Consider the following 16,023-nt stretch of genomic DNA (forward strand, 5'->3'; position numbering starts at 1 on the left):
CGCCTCCTCATGGTGTGGTCATCACTGCCCGACGGCCGCGCGCAGCTTCAGGCCCACGCGGTTCTGCAGCGCCGTCATCTTCGGCTGGATCTGCGCCGCGTTGGCCTTGGCCACGTTTTCGCCGACGGCCTTCTTCATCTCCGGCACGACGCTCTCGAACTTCGCCAGCACGGGCGATTCGAGGATGCCCGCCAGCTGTTTCAGCTCGTCCTCGCTGAACTTCTGCGCGAGCAGCGGCGCCACGCTGGACTGCACGATCGCGCGCGTGCTCGTGCGCAGGCCCGGGGATTCCTGCTCGACGAACTTCGTCGCCTCCACCGTGATGTCCTTCATCGTCGCGTCCTGCTTGTCGGCCGGGACGCGACTCTGCACGACCACGCGCGACTGCCGCAGCATGTCGGCCACCGGCGCCTGCAGCATCTGCAGGCCGACGGATTCCAGCCCCATCTTGTCCAGCACGCGCTGCACGAGCGCCTGCTTGGCGGGGGGCACGCCGGTGATGCCCTCCGCGTGCGCGCCCGCGGCCAGGCCCACGCCCGCACCGAGCGCCATCGTCATCCACATCGTTCGCAACATCGTCGTCTCCAGTCAGAACGGCCGCGTGTACGAGGCGCCCGCGTATTTCACGATCAGGCTGCCGGACACGTTGGTGGCCGCGTAAGGGTTGTAGATCAGGTTGAAGAAATTGTCGCAATTCAGATTGCAGTCGCCGCGCGCGGGGATGTCGTACGTCCCCTTCATGTAGCTGCCCGTCAGGTTGAGTTCCCCGCCGTCGTCGAAACGGTAGCGCAGGCCGACGCTCCTGAGTTTCGTGTCCGGCAGCGGCGCGAGAAGACTCATCTGGTTGCCCGGGATGGAGCTCTTGCGCGGCTCGTAGCCGAAGCGCAGCGCGAGCTTCTTCGTCAGGTTCAGCTGCGTGCCGAAGCTGTAGTTGACGACGCTCCTGAAACCCATCTTGAACGTGGCCTGGCTCGAATTCGCATAGCCGAACAGGCGCGCCATCTCGAGCAGCTTGACGCTGCGGTCGAACTGGAACGTCAGCTCGTTCCACTGGGACCAGTCGGCGTAGCTGACGTCCGCGTTCACCTGCACGTAATCCGTCAGCATCAGCTTCATGCCGGCCTGCACGCGCCACGGGAACGGGATCTGCGCCGTCATGTTCCCCGACTGGTATTCGGGTATGTCCTGCGGCATGCCGGTGACGGCGCCGACGATCGGCCCGAGCAGGCTCGAATTCAGACCGCGCACGAAGCTGCGCAGCATCGGGTCGCTGTGGAACGTGTACGAACCGGTGTAGGTCGTACGCGCGCCGCCCTGGTACACGAGGCCCAGCGCGAACCATTTTTTCGGTTCCCACAGCACGCCGATGTTGACCGTCGGGTCGAACGACGCACGCAGATCGAAGTCGATGTTCGCGGCGCGCTTGAACGGATTGACCATCCCTTCCGGACCGCCGCCGCACAGGCCGAACGTCAGCGTGTCGATCACGGTGCCGTTGCCGTCCGGGCAGACGGCCTTCTGCAGTTGACCGACGGTGCCGAGCAGCTTGTTGGGCGCGCGGAAGTCGGTGTTGATGGCGAACGCGGAATACGCGATCGGCACCGAGATGCCGATCTTCAGCGTGTCCGACACCTTGTACGCGGCCGCCGGCGACAGGTACACGAGACGCTGCAGCTGGACCAGGCGGCCGTCGAAGCGCGCGGGATCGTCCGGGTCCTTGGTGCGGTCGATACTCATCGCCGCCGCCAGGTAGACGTTCGTGCCGAACGTCCAGCGCGAACCGGGCGCGTTGTACGACATGCCCATGCTCGGCACCAGCACGCCCGGCAGGCGCGCCTTGGGGACGCCGTAGAACGGGATGTAGAGGGCCTGGCGCACCGGGCCGCTCGACTTGCCGTTGATCGGATCGTCCTTGAAGCCGCCGATGTCGAGGTCGGGCGCGGACACGAACCGGTTCGGGTTGCGGATCGTCGCCACGAACACCGAATCGATGTGGTGCGTGCCTTCCAGGCGCGCGAGACCGGCCGGGTTGAAGTGGATCGATTCGATCCCGGGCGGGTCGGCCGTCACCGCATTCCCCATCGCCATCGCGGTGGGGCTCGTGACGAGGTTGTCGGTGACGCCGGCATGGGCGACCGGCGCCAGCGCCGCGGCCAGGCCGGCCGCGGCGAGCAGAACGATCGGTGACGGCGCGGCGTTCATGGGCACGGCCTCACAGCGACAACGGCAGGCTCATGGTGAGCGACAGGTTCGGCGCGGCCGCCGTGAGGCCGGCGCCGACCGTCACGTTGACGGTGGTCTTGGGCGACATGCGATAGCCCGCGCCGATCGCCAGGATGCCCGCGCTCTGCGTCTGCGTCTGTGCCTTGTTGCCGTTGTCGAAGGTGAGCGTGGAGCGGGCCTGGATCGATTCCTGGAACGAGAACGACGTCGTGATCTTGTACGACAGCGCGTACGCGAAGCCGAGGCCGAAGCCGAAGCTGGCGCCCGGCTTCACTTCGCGCAGCGTGGCGCCGTACATTTGCTGGCTCAGGTGTTTCGCGGCGAGGCTGTAGCCCATGTTGAAGGAGCCGAACAGCGCGACCGGATCGACGATGCGCGTCATATTGGCGCCGATGTTGAAGGTGTTGACGCCGGAGCCGGTGGCCACGCCCTTCTGCACGTCGACCTTGTACGGACTGGTGCCCGTCGCGAGGCGCACGTTGCCCGTGAACGTGTACGCGACCTCGTCGCGCTTGACCTCCTGCGGCTGCCAGCGCACGCCCAGGCCCACGTCGCCGATCGTGTGCGAGACGCCCGAGAAGCCGCCGGAATCGGAGTAGCGGCTGATCAGGGGCAGCGTGACGTTGGCGGTCAGGTTGTTGCGCACGCCATAGTCCGCCATGATCGTGTTGGTGATCGTGTGCGAGTTAGTGTTCTCGATCGAGAACAGCGTGGCCGTGCCGGACGACAGGTCGGTGTTGATCTTTTCCTGGCCGATGTAGGTGTAGCCCAGCTCGTAGTTCAGCTGCACCTTGCCCTTGCGGATCAGCGAGTACTGCTTGTCCACCGCGGTCAGCGTTTCCTTCAGCAGCGTCGTGTTGTCGGCATCGCCCTCCTTCTTCGCCAGCGCGTCGCGCACGGCTTCCGGGGTCGCCGGGTCCTGGGCCCGCGCCGGCATCTGGGCGAGCAGGAGGGTGCAGGCCAGCGCCGGCGCGCACGCCGACATAGTGGAAATCTTCATGGTGGTCCTTCGTGGTGGGTCTAGTGTTTGCGGATCGAGATGCCGCCGAAACCGTTCAGCAGGCGTTCGTTCGCCACCTGCGTGTCGATGGGGCGCTGCAGGCCGCGGTCGCGGATGCGGTCCATGTCGACCACGCCCAGTTCGTCGTCGGCCAGCGCGAGCTTCAATGCGGGCGGACGGTTCTTCGGCGGGTAGGCGATGAACAGCGTGTTGCGGTCCCACAGCGTGGCGAATTCCTCGACCGAGAACGTGATGTTGCCGGCCGACGGGTCGGCCAGGAACACGAGGCCGCCACGCACGCCGCGCAGCACGACGAAATGCTTGAAGCCGGCGTAGTCGATCGGCACGATGCCCGGCGCGTCGAGCGCGAGCAGGTCCGCCATCTCGGCGTGGAAGCCCGCGCTCTGCACGTCGATCGAGGCGAGGTAGCGCTTCATGTCGAGCAGGGAAAAGCCGCGCCGCTCGATGATCTTGTCCTTCTCGCCGAAGGCCATCATGCCTTCCATCGACTGCTGCTCGGTGACGTCGATGCCCAGGTGGTACTTGAGGATCGTGACGAGCGCCGCGGAGCCGCAGCTGTAATCGTAGGCCTGGTGGACGATGTTCTTGTACTTGAGCTCGGAGAACGGCTCCATCGACACGTTCGGAATGCCGGCGGCGGCCACGGACATGGTCGTCGGCAGGTCGAAATGGTCGAGCGGACGGTCCTGCACGTCGTGCCTGGCCAGCACGCCGCCGCCGCCCACGAGGACCGCGAGGATCCCCAGCAGGAATGTGTACATGATGTCTCCCTGGGGCGCTTCATGCGGCCCCTTGTGGCCCGGCTCCGTGCGCATTCATGGCGTCCGGATGGCGGATTTTTCATGCATCCCAACGTGGTGTTTTGGCCACGTTTATTGCACTTTTTCTATATTTTGGATGCAGCCACGGCTGACGGATGTTATAAAACGCTATCGTTTTTATAAAAAACCGCTCATTCATTGAGGCAGCGTGCACACTTGGGACAGGATCAGCAATGCATTGGGCGAGCCGGTCACCAGCGTGGAGATCGGCGGCGTGCCGCTGCGCGCGGAGCGCTACATCTTCCAGCTGGGCGGCTGCGAAGTGCCGCCGCTCGATTCGATGGTGCTGGCCTGCCACCTCGGTGGCGCGCGCGCCACGGCCGGGCGCAGTCCGGGCCGTTCGTTCGATTTCCTGGCGGGTGCCGCGACCGTGTTCCAGCCCGGCTTCGCGAGCCGCTGGTCGTTCTTCGGCGCGATCGACATGGCGATGTTCCACTTCCTCGATCCGGAGCACGAGATGGTGCGCCACCTGCAGCGCCTGCTCGCGGCGCGCGCCAAGTCGCCCATGTTCTCCGACCCGCTCGTGCACGCGGCCGCCCAGCAGCTGCTGGCGGAAGTTTCCCGCACCAGCACGCCGAACACGGGCTTCGTGGAGCGGGCCTGTTCCCTGATGATCGAGCAGGCGTGCCGCGTGCTGGAGGGCAAGACGGGCCGCCACCTTCCCCCGGACGCCCTCCAGCTGGGCCGCCTGCAGGGCGTGCTGGAATGGATCGGCCAGAACCTGTCGAGCGAGCTGTCCAATGCCGAACTGGCCGAGCGCGCGGGGGTGTCGGAATCGCACTTCCGCCGCATCTTCCAGGAAGCGATGGGGATGACGCCGCACCGCTATGTGTTGCGTTTACGCCTCGAACGGGTGCATGAATTACTGACCCGGACCAGCTTCTCGATCGCCCGTGTTGCGGCGCAATGCGGGTTCAACAGCCAGAGTCACATGACGGCCTGTTTCGCGGCCGCGTACGGCATCACGCCCGCTCGGGCACGCCAGCAGGCGCGCTCCTGATTCCGGCAGGCAACGCCGCGTTTGCGCCGCGTCAAATTGAAAATCTTGCCTGCCTAAAATGATCGTTTTTTGATAAACACGGGATCATTTTCCGAAGCGTTGCGATTTCGCATGCACACATAATAAAAAACACACCCGGGCACAAGAACCCGCGGCCACTCGATAAATGAGTCAGGAGACCAAGCATGAGACCAGCGCAGGACGCGTCCGCACGTACGCGGTCGCCAGCGTGAAGTACCTGTCCGCCACGGACGTGGTACAGCGCATCAAGACCTGCCTCGGCGCCGAGGGCATCGACGTCGACGCCCTGTTCGCCAGGGCCGGCCTCGAATGGTTCGAGCACGGCGCGCAGGGACAGCGCGCGGCCGACCTGCTCGCGTTGTCCGACCAGTTCAGCATCCTGTGGGAGAGCCTCGCGGCCGCCAGCGGCGATCCCCTGATCGGCTTTCGCGTGTTCGCCCCGGACCCGCTCAGCTGGCTCGGCGTACTGGGCCATCTGATGCTCGCCTCCCCCACCCTGCGCCAGGCCGCGGACAGCCTGACGCGCTACATGCCGCTCGTGTCGCCCGTCGTGCGCGCCACCATCGAGCCGAAGGCGGACCGCGTGCGCGTGGGCCTGAACCTCGTCGGCGGCGCGCGCGCCGTGCCGCAGGCGCGCTACGACTTCACCTGGAACCTGCTGCTGGCGACGTTGCGCTTCGTCGGCAGCAAGCCCGACCTGAAGCCGGCGCTCGTCGAATACGCGTATCCGGCCCCGCTCGACACGGCGCCGTACGTGCGAAAGTATGGGTGCCCCGTGCGTTTCGGCGCGCCCGCCAACGCGGTCGAATTCGCCAATGCCGACATCACGGCGCCGATTCCGACCGCGAACCCGCTCGCGGCGGAAGGCCTGTTCCGCCTGCTCGACGAACGCCTCGCGCAGGCCGAGCGCACGAGCGTGGCCGCGCGCGTGCGCGAACTCCTGCCGGCGATGATTGACCAGGGCGGCGCATTGCGCGATGCCGTCGCGCGGCGCCTCGCGATCAGCGAGCGCACCCTGCAGCGCCGTCTTGCGGGCGAAGGCACCGACTTTTCCACGCTCGTCGACGAGGTGCGCCGCACGATCGCGCAGCAATACCTCGGCAGCGACCGCATCAGCGTCAAGAACCTCAGCTACAAGCTGGGTTTCGCCGACCCCAGCGCCTTCCACCGCGCCTGCCTGCGCTGGTTCGGCAAGGCGCCCGGCGAATTCCAGCAGGACCGGCTGAACGCCCACGGACAAGCGGCCGTCAATGGGACCACAGGCGCAACTGGCCCTGCATCTGCAATTCGCCGTTCAGGGTGACCTGCCCCAGGCTCTGCGTGACGGGCCCGCGCGGGTCGGCCTGCACGCTGAGCGAATCGAAGCCGGCGTCCGTGAACTTCGTCCACGCCGGCAGAGTCAGCGCCAGGTAGTTCGTGCCGTCCGCGGCCGTCTGCGGACTGATGTTCAGGCCCACCATCTGGATCACGCCCCCGATGTTCTTGAATACCGTGTACGTCGTGCGGCCATCGACCGTCTGGCCGATGGTCAGGCGGCTGTCGCCCACACTGCCGTCGCCCGGACGGTTCAGTTGCAGGCGCACGGCGAAGCTGACGCCGTCGGCGCCGCGCACCTGCGCGAGTTCTTCGTCGGCCAGCGGCTGCGGCCCCGCCAGCGCACACCGCGCCACAAGGAGCAACAGGAGGGCGAGAAGGCGCGTGCTCACTGGCGGAACTTGACGTCGAGGTACTGCAACTGGATGGATCCGATGCGCGAGCTGCCCAGGTCCATGCTCGCGCCTGCGTCGCTGCGGAAGCCGATGTTCCCGATCTGCAGCGTGCCGCTCGGTGCCGCCTGGCCGGCCTCGGGCCAGTTGACGCCGATGTGCAGGCTCGAATTACCCGCCGCGTCCGTGCGCGCATTGAAGATGCCGGCCTGGCTCGTCACGTCGGCGATGCGCCACGGCGACGTGGGCGCGGAACCGTCCGCCGTCGCCGCGCCGATCTTCACGTTGGACAGCACCATCGCCTCGCCCGTCGCCTCGCGTCCGTTCGGCGCCAGCGTCAGGCTCCCGAGCTCGATGCGTGTGGCGAGGCCGAACGCGAGGCCGTCGCCCACGGCCGGCGTCGACCACTGCAGGCCGCCGCCGTAGACCATGAGATCCTTGAGGATCACGCTGCCGTTCCTGACGTCGAAGCCGCTGGCGTTCACGCCGAAATCGTAGGCGACCTGCCAGACTTCGCGGCCGGCCGCGTTCTCGGGAAAGGCGATGTTGATGATGTCGGCACGGCCCTGGCCGCCCGCGAGGATGTCGAGGCGGTACGGATCGGCGAACGGCGCGTCCGTGTTGTCGGAACGCGATGCGGCCAGGTTGCCGATGCCGACGCTGCCGCCGCCGGGCGCGTAGTAGCGCAGCTCGGCGTTGCCGCTCATGGCGAAATTCGACAGGTTGAAACTCATGCCGTCGCGCCCCGCCACCTTGGCGAGTGCGCTGTCCGGCAGCGGTTCGAGCGCGGCGGCCAGCGCCGGCGCGGACAACAGGATGGCAGCGGCGACGGCGCGCATCAATGCCCCGCCGCGTTATTGGCCGGCACGGTGCCGGTAAGGTTCAGCGCGGTCAGCCGGTCGCGCCAGTTCAGCCAGATGCCGGCCTGCGCCTCGGTCGGCGCGGGCATGCCGGCGGCGGCCTGGAATGTCACGGGTTGCTTGAGGATCGCGATCCAGAAATCGCGGCTCGGGCCGTTCGCATCGCCGGCCGTGACGCCGCCCACGTTGGCGAGCGGCGTGCAGCCCGTGCACGTGCCGTCCCAGCGCTTGCCGCCGCCGGCGTCGTTCATGCTGTCGATGACGCCGGCGGCGCCCGCATCGATGCGCATGGAACCGGACAGCGTGGCGATCTTCATGCCGATGTCGCCGGAGATGCCGTCGAAGCCGAGACGCATGCCGACGATCTCGCGCTGGCTGCCGCCGCCCGCGGCGGTGTTCTTGTAGACGAATTCGAAATAGGGGTTCGTGATCTGCACGAGCCGCTGTGCCGCGGACGCGTCGGTGCGGCCGAACCGCAGCGCGCCGATGTCGAGGTCGGCGCCGGACCCGTTGCGCGGCGCGTACGTGTACTCGCCCAGGCGCATGTTGGCGAAGTTGGCGTTCAGCGAGACGTCGGCGTCGAGGCCGATGCGCGTGAAATCGAAACCACTGTAGCTGGAATTACTGACCGTGAACAGGCCCTGGCCGCTGACTGTGGACAGTTCGGCGTCGGACATCGGGCGCATCTGGGCCGATGCCGCGCAGGGCGACAGCGAGAGTGCCACGAGGGACGCAGTGAGCAAGGTGCGCATGGCCTAACCAGGGGGAAACAATGGTCAAAAAAACGGCCCGGGGCAAGCCCGCGGGCCGTCCATCACCCAACCCGAGCCGCTCAGTGCGCCCAGATGTAGACGGTGGTGCCTTGCAGCTTGATGTCGTTGGCGGCGAACGAACCGTAGGAAGCGGTCGAGTTGCCCATCTTGATCGAGTCGACCGACATGCTCAGGTTCTTGTTGGTGTCGATCAGCGGGATGGCGATCTTGACGACGTCGCCCGCCGGCATGAAGGCGGCCAGGCCGGCACCGCCGGTCACGCCCAGGACGCTCGATGCGCCCGACGCTGCGCTGGCGTCGGCCTGGAACGTGGCGTTGTCGATGATGTCGATGGTTGCAGCGATGGCACCGGCGATCTTGATGTTGTTGAAGCTCACCGAGCCGCCTGCGGTATCGGTATCCGTGTAGACGAACGAACCGATGTTCACATGCAGGTCAGCGGCGATCGACACACCGTCACGGCCCGAGACCTTGGACAGTTCGGCATCGGCGATCGGGGTCAGGGCCGATGCGTACGAAGCGATCGAGGACAGGGCGGCAACGACGGTCAGTTGTTTCAGCAGTTTCATGGTATCTCCAGTGTTATTGTGATCGACGGAATCTCTTCGGGCTTACCCGCGCGTCCGCATCGGTTCCTCTGCGGCTTGTGGCCAATCGGGACGGCTGCGTCGGGACCGCTTTTGCCTTAATTGGAAGTCAATTAAGTGGAAATAATGTTATTCCTTCCAATGCAATAACCACATCGTTTTGTCCTTGCCCGGGAAGCCAAATCGATGGATTCCCGAGCCATAAAAAAACCCGCTGCGAACAGCGGGTTTTTCGTTGGAACCAGTGAAGCTTATGCGGCTTCGCGGCTGGCCTTCTTGCGCTCGTGCTCTTTCAGGTGGCGCTTGCGCAGGCGGATGCTCTTCGGCGTGATCTCGACCAGTTCGTCGTCCTCGATGAACTCGACGGCGTATTCCAGCGACATCTGGATCGGCGGCACCAGGCGGACGGCTTCGTCGGTACCCGACGCGCGCACGTTGGTCAGCTGCTTGCCCTTGATCGGGTTGACGACCAGGTCGTTGTCGCGCGAGTGGATGCCGATGATCATGCCTTCGTACACCGGGGTGTTGTGCTCGACGAACATGCGGCCGCGGTCCTGCAGCTTCCACAGTGCGTAGGCGACGGCCTGGCCGTCATCCTGCGAGATCAGCACGCCGTTGCGGCGGCCGGCCAGTTCGCCCTTGCCGTTGTCGACCGGGGAGTATGCGTCGAACACGTGGCTCATCAGGCCGGTGCCGCGGGTCAGGGTCATGAAGTCGCCCTGGAAGCCGATCAGGCCACGGGCCGGGATGCGGTATTCCAGACGGACGCGGCCTTTGCCGTCCGATTCCATGTTCTGCAGGTCGCCACGGCGGCGGCCCAGTTCTTCCATCACGCCGCCCTGGTTGACTTCTTCGACGTCGACGGTCAGGTTTTCGTACGGCTCGCACTTGACGCCGTCGATCTCCTTGAAGACGACGCGCGGACGCGACACGGCCAGCTCGAAGCCTTCGCGACGCATGTTTTCCAGCAGGATGGTCAGGTGCAGCTCGCCACGGCCCGACACTTCGAACACGGTGTCGTCCGGGGTCGGCAGCACGCGCAGCGCCACGTTCGACTTCAGTTCGCGTTCCAGGCGGTCGCGCAGCTGGCGGCTGGTGACGAACTTGCCTTCGCGGCCGGCCAGCGGCGAGTTGTTGACCATGAAGTTCATCGTCAGGGTCGGCTCGTCGACGGTCAGCATCGGCAGCGCTTCCGGGGTATCCACCGCGGTCACGGTCACGCCGATGCCGATGTCTTCGATACCGTTGATCAGCACGATGTCGCCGGCGACGGCTTCATCGACCAGCACGCGCTCCAGGCCCTTGAAGTTCAGCACCTGATTGATGCGGCCCTTGATCGGATTCTTGTCGTCCTGGCCGTTCACGACCAGCACGTCCATGCCCGGCTTGACGCGACCGCGGTTGACGCGGCCGATACCGATCTTGCCGACGTACGACGAGTAGTCGAGCGACGTGATCTGCATCTGCAGCGGACCGTCCGGATTGTCGTCACGCACCGGCACGTATTTCAGGATGGCGTCGAACAGCGGCTTCATGTCGCCGCCGCGCACGCTTTCGTCCATGCCGGCGTAGCCGTTCAGGCCCGACGCGTAGACGATCGGGAAGTCCAGCTGCTCGTCGTTGGCGCCCAGCTTGTCGAACAGTTCGAACGTCTGGTTGATCGCCCAGTCGGCGCGCGCGCCCGGACGGTCGATCTTGTTGACGACGACGATCGGCTTCAGGCCCAGCGCCAGCGCCTTGCGCGTGACGAAGCGGGTCTGCGGCATCGGGCCTTCCTGGGCGTCCACCAGCAGCAGCACCGAGTCGACCATCGACAGCACGCGCTCGACCTCGCCGCCGAAGTCGGCGTGGCCCGGGGTGTCGACGATGTTGATGTGCGTGCCTTCATACTCGACCGCGCAGTTCTTCGACAGAATCGTAATGCCGCGTTCTTTCTCGAGGTCGTTCGAGTCCATCACGCGGGTGTCGACCGCCTGGTTTTCACGGAAAGTGCCGGATTGGCGCAGCAGCTGGTCCACCAGGGTGGTCTTGCCGTGGTCAACGTGGGCGATGATTGCGATATTACGAATCGCGCGTTTGGTGTCTGACATATGCGTTTTCAACAGTGAAATGTTGCGTGATGGGCGGAAGAGCTCGAGACTTTCGACTTCCGGAACCCACTAGTATAGCATGCTTACAGGCCTCTGCTGCGCCGCAACGGCCCGCAGCGCCAGAATAACGCCGAAATATTGAATGACGATGACGTCAGGCGCGCAGTGCCCAGGCGGCGCTGAGCCACAGGATGAGTCCGGCACCGAGGAAACCCACCGGCGCCGCCGGGCCGCCGCTCGCCAGCCGCGGATACAGCGCGGCGAACGCGAAGAAGAACATGGCGCCGGTGGCCCGGCCGGCCAGTTGCGCTTCGGTGCGAATGGAGTCGGTCGCTTGCATCACTTGATTCTGGCGCAATGTTGACGCCAGAGCAAACGATTAACCTTGCGGCCGCGCGATCAGCCGTTCGGGCGCCAGCACGCCGTAGTCCTGCAGGATCGCCGTGCCCAGCAGCTTATCGCCGTGGTAGACACGCACCCTGCCCGGCGTCTCAGGCAGCGTCACCGGCTCGCGGTTCAGCGCGAGGCGCTGGCCGTTGAGGAAGCGCGCGGCCAGTTCGGGGGTGAGCTCGACGCGCGGAAAGCTCGACAGCAGCGCATCGACGGGTGCCAGCAGCGACAACGGATTGTCGTGCGCCTGCAACTGTTCCAGGGTGACCATGCCGTCGACCGTCAGCGCGCCGACCTGGATCCGGCGCAGCGCGTTCAGGTGCGCGCCGCAGCCGAGTTCGGCACCGATGTCCTCGCCCAGCACGCGCACGTACGTGCCCTTGCTGCACGTGACGCGGATCGTCAGCATCGGGGCGTCGTACGCCAGCATCTCGAGCTTGTGGATCGTGACGGGACGCGCTTCGCGTTCCAGCGTGATCCCTTCGCGCGCGTACTCGTACAACGCCTTGCCGTCGCGCTTCAGGGCCGAATACATCGGCGGGATCTGCAGGATGGGGCCGCGGAACTTCGCCAGCGCCGCTTCGATCTGCTCGACCGTGACGTTCACGGGACGCGTCTCGACGGCCTCGCCTTCGGTATCGCCCGTGGCCGTCGTGATGCCCAGGTGGACGACGGCGTCATACGTCTTGTCCGCTTCCAGCAGGTCTTGCGAGAACTTGGTCGCCTCGCCGAAGCACAGCGGCAGCAGGCCGGTGGCGAACGGGTCCAGCGTGCCGGTGTGGCCGGCTTTCTTCGCGTTGACGACGCGCTTTGCCTTGATCAGCGCATCGTTGGACGACAGGCCAACCGGCTTGTCGATGAGGAGCACCCCGTCGACGAGGTCGCGGGGCTTTTTCGGGGGACGTGCGTTCACTCGGAATCCTCGGCAACGTCGTTGCCGGTAACCCCTCGATCGGATTCGATGTGGCCGGTGTCGGCCACGTCGTCTTTTGCTCTTGTCGCGTTCGCCTGGTCGATCAGCGCCGACAGCGCGAGGCCGCGGCTCGTCGACGTGTCGTGCACGAAGTGCAGCTGCGGCAGCGTGTGGATGTGCAGGCGCTTGCCGAGCAGGTTGCGCAGGTAGCCCGACGCCTTGGTCAGGCCTTCCAGCGTCTGCTTGATCTCTTCCGGGCTGTCCTTGAGCAGCGTGAAATAGATCTTCGCGTGCGCGTAGTCCGGGGTCAGCTTGACCTCGCTGATGGTGACCATGCCGACGCGCGGGTCCTTCAGTTCGAAGGCGATCAGTTCCGACAGGTCCTTCTGGATCTGGTCGGCCACGCGCAAACCGCGCTGGGGAATGCTTTTGCTATGTTTTGCCATATTCGTTTACTGCCGTGTATTCTTGTTATCACCCGTCATTCCCGCGAAAGCGGGAACCCATACTGACGTTCAGAAATCGAAAAACAATCGACTTCGATCACTGTATCGATCGAGCCATCAGCGCAACCCGATATGCTCAGCATGGATTCCCGCGTGCGCGGGAACGACGAAAAATGATTTGGGGCCAGTCGCCCCGCGCCGCAAGGCGCGAGCTCCTGGCCCCAAATGGTACTCCGATCGGCAAAGGCCGTGATTACAGCGTACGCGCCACTTCCTGAACTTCGAAGACTTCCAGGGTATCGCCCACCTGGATATCGTTGTAGTTCTTCAGCGACAGACCGCACTCCAGACCGGCACGCACTTCCTTGACGTCGTCCTTGAAGCGCTTGAGCGAGTCGATCTCGCCCGTCCACACGACGATGTTGTTGCGCAGCAGGCGGACCGACGAGGTACGCTTGACGACGCCGTCCGTGACCAGGCAACCCGCGATCGCGCCGACTTTCGACACGAGGATGACCTGGCGGATTTCCACCTGGCCGGTGACGTGCTCGCGCTTCTCCGGTGCCAGCATGCCCGACAGTGCCGTCTTGATCTCGTCGATCGCATCGTAAATGATGCTGTAGTAACGGATGTCGACGCCGTTCGTTTCCGCCAGCTTGCGCGCCTGGGCATCGGCACGGGCGTTGAAGCCGATGATGACTGCCTTCGACGCGGTTGCCAGGTTGACGTCCGACTCGGTGATGCCGCCGACGGCCGCGTGCACGATCTGCACACGCACTTCCGACGTCGACAGCTTCTGCAGCGAGCCGACCAGCGCTTCCTGCGAACCCTGGACGTCGGTCTTGACGATGAGCGGCAGGTTCTTGACTTCGCCTTCGCCCATCTGGTCGAGGATATTCTCCAGCTTCGCTGCCTGCTGCTTGGCCAGTTTCACGTCGCGGAATTTACCTTGACGGAACAGTGCGATTTCGCGCGCCTTGCGTTCATCGGCCATGACCATGACTTCCTCGCCCGCGCTCGGGACTTCGGTCAGGCCCTGGATCTCGACCGGGAAGGACGGACCGGCTTCGGTCACCGACTTGCCATTTTCGTCCAGCATCGCACGGACGCGGCCGAAGGACGATCCCGCCAGCACGACGTCGCCGCGCTTCAGCGTACCCGACTGCACCAGGATGGTGGCGACCGGGCCGCGGCCCTTGTCCAGGCGGGCTTCGACCACCAGGCCACGGGCCAGCGATTCCACCGGCGCCTTCAGTTCCAGCACTTCGGCCTGCAGCAGCACGTTTTCCAGCAGGTCGTCGATGCCCTGGCCGGTTTTCGCCGACACCTGGACGAACGGCGACTCGCCACCGTATTCTTCCGGCACGACGCCTTCAGCCACCAGTTCCTGGGTCACGCGGTCCGGATTCGCGCCCTGCTTGTCGATCTTGTTGATCGCCACGACCAGGGGAACGCCGGCCGCTTTCGCGTGAGCGATTGCTTCCTTGGTCTGCGGCATCACGCCGTCGTCGGCCGCCACCACGAGGATGACGATGTCGGTCGCCTTGGCACCACGGGCACGCATGGCGGTGAATGCCTCGTGGCCCGGGGTATCCAGGAAGGTGACCATGCCGCGCGGCGTGTCCACGTGGTAAGCACCGATGTGCTGGGTAATGCCGCCGGCTTCGCCCGCTGCCACCTTGGCGCGGCGGATGTAGTCCAGCAGCGAGGTCTTGCCGTGGTCGACGTGACCCATGACGGTCACGACCGGCGCACGCGGCTTCAACTCGAAATCGGCATGCTCGCCGTGGTCGGCCAGCAGCGCTTCCGGATCGTCCTCGGCGGCGGCGAAGGCCTTGTGGCCCATCTCTTCCACCACGATCATCGCGGTTTCCTGGTCCAGCACCTGGTTGATGGTGCACATCTGGCCCAGCTTCATCAGCTGCTTGATGACTTCCGATGCCTTGACGGCCATCTTGTGCGCCAGTTCGGCGACGGTGATGGTCTCCGGCACGTAGACATCCTTGACGATGGCTTCGGTCGGGGCCTGGAAGTTCGATTCGCGATCGTCGTGGCCGCCACGACGGCCGCCACGGCCGCCGCCTGCACGCCAGCCGTCACGGCCGGTCGGCGCCGCGTTGCCGCGCCCCTTCGTACCGCCGCTCGGACCGCCGCGCTTCTTGTCGTCCGACCAGGTCGAGGCCACGTTGGCCGACTTGATCGATTTCTTGTCGCCCGGCTTGGCACGGCCGCCCGCACCGTCGGCCGGCTTGGCTTCGGCCGGTTTCGCAACCGTCGCCGGCTTGTGCAGGGTGCTCGGTTCGGCCGCCTTCGGTTTCGCAGCCGGCACCACTTCCGGCGCCTTGATCACGCGGCGCGGCTGGGCCATCATCGCCTTGATCTGGGCGACTTCGTCGGCCACGGCCTTGCGCGCACGCTCGGTGGCGGCAGCGCGTTCGGCGGCTTCCTTCGCGGCCTCTTCGGCCTTGCGCTTGGCTTCCTCGGCAGCCGCTTTCTTGGCTTCCTCGGCGGCGGCGCGCTTCGCTTCCTCGGCGGCGTTGGCAGCACCTGCCGACGCCTGGGATGCTTTCTGCGCCTCGTTGGCACGGGCTGCCTCGGCTTCCGCGGCTTCGCGCTTGGCGCGCTCTTCCGCGTCGCGCTTGGCCTGCTCTTCGGCCGCCTTGGCCTGCTCGGCCTTTTCGGATTCGAGCTTGGCCAGGCGTTCCTGCTTCTCGCGCAGTTCCGCTTCCTGGCGCGCGATCAGCTCTGCCTGACGGCGCGCTTCTTCATCGCGACGCGCCTGCTCGGCGGCGTCGACGACCGGCGACTGCTGGGCAGCCGCCTTCGGCGTGACGAGATCGTCACGTTGCACGAAAGTGCGTTTCTTGCGCACTTCGACCTGGATCGTGCGCGACTTGCCACTGGCGTCAGCCTGCTTGATCTCGGAGGTTTCCTTGCGGGTCACCGTGATCTTCTTCTTTTCGCCGGATTCGGCGGCACCGTGGGTACGGCGCAGATGGTTCAGCAGCTTATCCTTATCATCCTTGGACAAGGGATCTGACGTCGAACTTTTCTCGACGCCGGCAGAACGCAGCTGCGTCAGCAGCAAATCTGCAGGCATCTTCAGTTCGGTGGCAAATTGGGCTACGTTGTTACTCGCCATTCAGTCCTCTTTTCTATGTGTCGCGAGATG

At 65.4% G+C, this 16,023-nt stretch carries 15 protein-coding genes; 2 read left to right on the forward strand and 13 right to left on the reverse strand.

The genetic code is table 11. From position 1 onward, the window contains the following. Positions 1 to 21: 21 nt before the first annotated feature. Genes ACL58G_RS29695 through ACL58G_RS29710 form a run of 4 tightly spaced genes read right to left on the reverse strand, consistent with a single transcriptional unit; the run spans position 22 to position 4,005 of the window. The gene (locus ACL58G_RS29695; protein ID WP_440964051.1) at positions 22 to 576 is read right to left on the reverse strand and encodes a DUF2059 domain-containing protein; all 555 of its coding nucleotides are present in this window, start codon (positions 574 to 576) and stop codon (positions 22 to 24) included. A 12-nt stretch (positions 577 to 588) separates the two neighbouring features. Further along, positions 589 to 2,202 (reverse strand): OmpP1/FadL family transporter, encoded by a 1,614-nt coding sequence (locus ACL58G_RS29700; RefSeq protein ID WP_440964052.1) that lies wholly within the window; start codon positions 2,200 to 2,202, stop codon positions 589 to 591. 10 nt (positions 2,203 to 2,212) lie between these two features. After that, entirely contained in the window at positions 2,213 to 3,223 is a 1,011-nt protein-coding gene (locus tag ACL58G_RS29705) for a transporter (RefSeq protein ID WP_413387076.1), read from the reverse strand. A 20-nt stretch (positions 3,224 to 3,243) separates the two neighbouring features. Further along, the gene (locus tag ACL58G_RS29710; RefSeq protein WP_413342833.1) at positions 3,244 to 4,005 is read right to left on the reverse strand and encodes a C39 family peptidase; all 762 of its coding nucleotides are present in this window, start codon (positions 4,003 to 4,005) and stop codon (positions 3,244 to 3,246) included. Positions 4,006 to 4,213: 208 nt separating this feature from the next. Here ACL58G_RS29710 and ACL58G_RS29715 point away from each other — a divergent pair, with 208 nt between their 5' ends. Beyond that, positions 4,214 to 5,065, forward strand: coding sequence for a helix-turn-helix domain-containing protein (locus tag ACL58G_RS29715; RefSeq protein ID WP_156403644.1), 852 nt, complete (start codon positions 4,214 to 4,216; stop codon positions 5,063 to 5,065). 166 nt (positions 5,066 to 5,231) lie between these two features. Continuing rightward, the gene (locus tag ACL58G_RS29720; RefSeq protein WP_440964053.1) at positions 5,232 to 6,389 is read left to right on the forward strand and encodes an AraC family transcriptional regulator; all 1,158 of its coding nucleotides are present in this window, start codon (positions 5,232 to 5,234) and stop codon (positions 6,387 to 6,389) included. On the opposite strand, the gene ACL58G_RS29725 is transcribed toward ACL58G_RS29720, so the two are convergent. The 9 genes from ACL58G_RS29725 to infB all read right to left on the reverse strand — a co-directional run bounded on the left by ACL58G_RS29725 (position 6,334) and on the right by infB (position 15,993). Beyond that, positions 6,334 to 6,792 carry a hypothetical protein gene (locus ACL58G_RS29725; protein ID WP_440964054.1) on the reverse strand — a complete coding sequence of 153 codons (459 nt, stop codon included), beginning with the start codon at positions 6,790 to 6,792 and terminating at the stop codon, positions 6,334 to 6,336. The two genes, ACL58G_RS29720 and ACL58G_RS29725, sit on opposite strands and share 56 nt — an antisense overlap. Beyond that, on the reverse strand, positions 6,789 to 7,631 hold the full coding sequence (locus tag ACL58G_RS29730) for a hypothetical protein (RefSeq protein WP_440964055.1): 843 nt from the start codon (positions 7,629 to 7,631) through the stop codon (positions 6,789 to 6,791). Before ACL58G_RS29730 ends, ACL58G_RS29725 begins: the two co-directional genes overlap by 4 nt. Then, positions 7,631 to 8,404, reverse strand: a complete 774-nt coding sequence (locus ACL58G_RS29735) for a hypothetical protein (protein ID WP_440964056.1) — start codon at positions 8,402 to 8,404, stop codon at positions 7,631 to 7,633. Before ACL58G_RS29735 ends, ACL58G_RS29730 begins: the two co-directional genes overlap by 1 nt. A gap of 80 nt (positions 8,405 to 8,484) precedes the next feature. Beyond that, a complete protein-coding gene (locus tag ACL58G_RS29740; protein WP_371763683.1) occupies positions 8,485 to 8,994 on the reverse strand; it encodes a DUF6160 family protein in 510 nt (169 codons plus the stop codon). A 269-nt stretch (positions 8,995 to 9,263) separates the two neighbouring features. Next, entirely contained in the window at positions 9,264 to 11,102 is a 1,839-nt protein-coding gene (gene typA / locus ACL58G_RS29745) for a translational GTPase TypA (RefSeq protein ID WP_440964057.1), read from the reverse strand. 154 nt (positions 11,103 to 11,256) lie between these two features. Then, positions 11,257 to 11,442 (reverse strand): hypothetical protein, encoded by a 186-nt coding sequence (locus ACL58G_RS29750; RefSeq protein ID WP_440964058.1) that lies wholly within the window; start codon positions 11,440 to 11,442, stop codon positions 11,257 to 11,259. Between the two features lie 39 nt (positions 11,443 to 11,481). After that, complete coding sequence (truB, locus tag ACL58G_RS29755) at positions 11,482 to 12,405, reverse strand: tRNA pseudouridine(55) synthase TruB (protein ID WP_440964059.1); 924 nt, start codon at positions 12,403 to 12,405, stop codon at positions 11,482 to 11,484. Beyond that, the gene (gene rbfA / locus ACL58G_RS29760; protein ID WP_440964060.1) at positions 12,402 to 12,851 is read right to left on the reverse strand and encodes a 30S ribosome-binding factor RbfA; all 450 of its coding nucleotides are present in this window, start codon (positions 12,849 to 12,851) and stop codon (positions 12,402 to 12,404) included. The genes truB and rbfA overlap by 4 nt, the downstream gene beginning before the upstream one ends. A 253-nt stretch (positions 12,852 to 13,104) precedes the next feature. Then, the gene (gene infB / locus ACL58G_RS29765; protein WP_413387066.1) at positions 13,105 to 15,993 is read right to left on the reverse strand and encodes a translation initiation factor IF-2; all 2,889 of its coding nucleotides are present in this window, start codon (positions 15,991 to 15,993) and stop codon (positions 13,105 to 13,107) included. Positions 15,994 to 16,023 lie beyond the last annotated feature (30 nt).

Origin of the sequence: Massilia sp. GER05 (genome assembly GCF_052056005.1) — a bacterium.
In the GTDB taxonomy this organism is placed as follows: domain Bacteria; phylum Pseudomonadota; class Gammaproteobacteria; order Burkholderiales; family Burkholderiaceae_D; genus Telluria; species Telluria orientalis.

Coding starts and splice junctions, on each gene's coding strand:
- rbfA (WP_440964060.1), bottom strand. CDS start 12,851: ATGGCAAAACATAGCAAAAGCATTCCCCAGCGCGGTTTGCGCGTGGCC.
- ACL58G_RS29705 (WP_413387076.1), bottom strand. CDS start 3,223: ATGAAGATTTCCACTATGTCGGCGTGCGCGCCGGCGCTGGCCTGCACC.
- infB (WP_413387066.1), bottom strand. CDS start 15,993: ATGGCGAGTAACAACGTAGCCCAATTTGCCACCGAACTGAAGATGCCT.
- ACL58G_RS29720 (WP_440964053.1), top strand. CDS start 5,232: ATGAGTCAGGAGACCAAGCATGAGACCAGCGCAGGACGCGTCCGCACG.
- typA (WP_440964057.1), bottom strand. CDS start 11,102: ATGTCAGACACCAAACGCGCGATTCGTAATATCGCAATCATCGCCCAC.
- ACL58G_RS29695 (WP_440964051.1), bottom strand. CDS start 576: ATGTTGCGAACGATGTGGATGACGATGGCGCTCGGTGCGGGCGTGGGC.
- ACL58G_RS29700 (WP_440964052.1), bottom strand. CDS start 2,202: ATGAACGCCGCGCCGTCACCGATCGTTCTGCTCGCCGCGGCCGGCCTG.
- ACL58G_RS29735 (WP_440964056.1), bottom strand. CDS start 8,404: ATGCGCACCTTGCTCACTGCGTCCCTCGTGGCACTCTCGCTGTCGCCC.
- ACL58G_RS29750 (WP_440964058.1), bottom strand. CDS start 11,442: ATGCAAGCGACCGACTCCATTCGCACCGAAGCGCAACTGGCCGGCCGG.
- ACL58G_RS29730 (WP_440964055.1), bottom strand. CDS start 7,631: ATGCGCGCCGTCGCCGCTGCCATCCTGTTGTCCGCGCCGGCGCTGGCC.
- ACL58G_RS29740 (WP_371763683.1), bottom strand. CDS start 8,994: ATGAAACTGCTGAAACAACTGACCGTCGTTGCCGCCCTGTCCTCGATC.
- ACL58G_RS29710 (WP_413342833.1), bottom strand. CDS start 4,005: ATGTACACATTCCTGCTGGGGATCCTCGCGGTCCTCGTGGGCGGCGGC.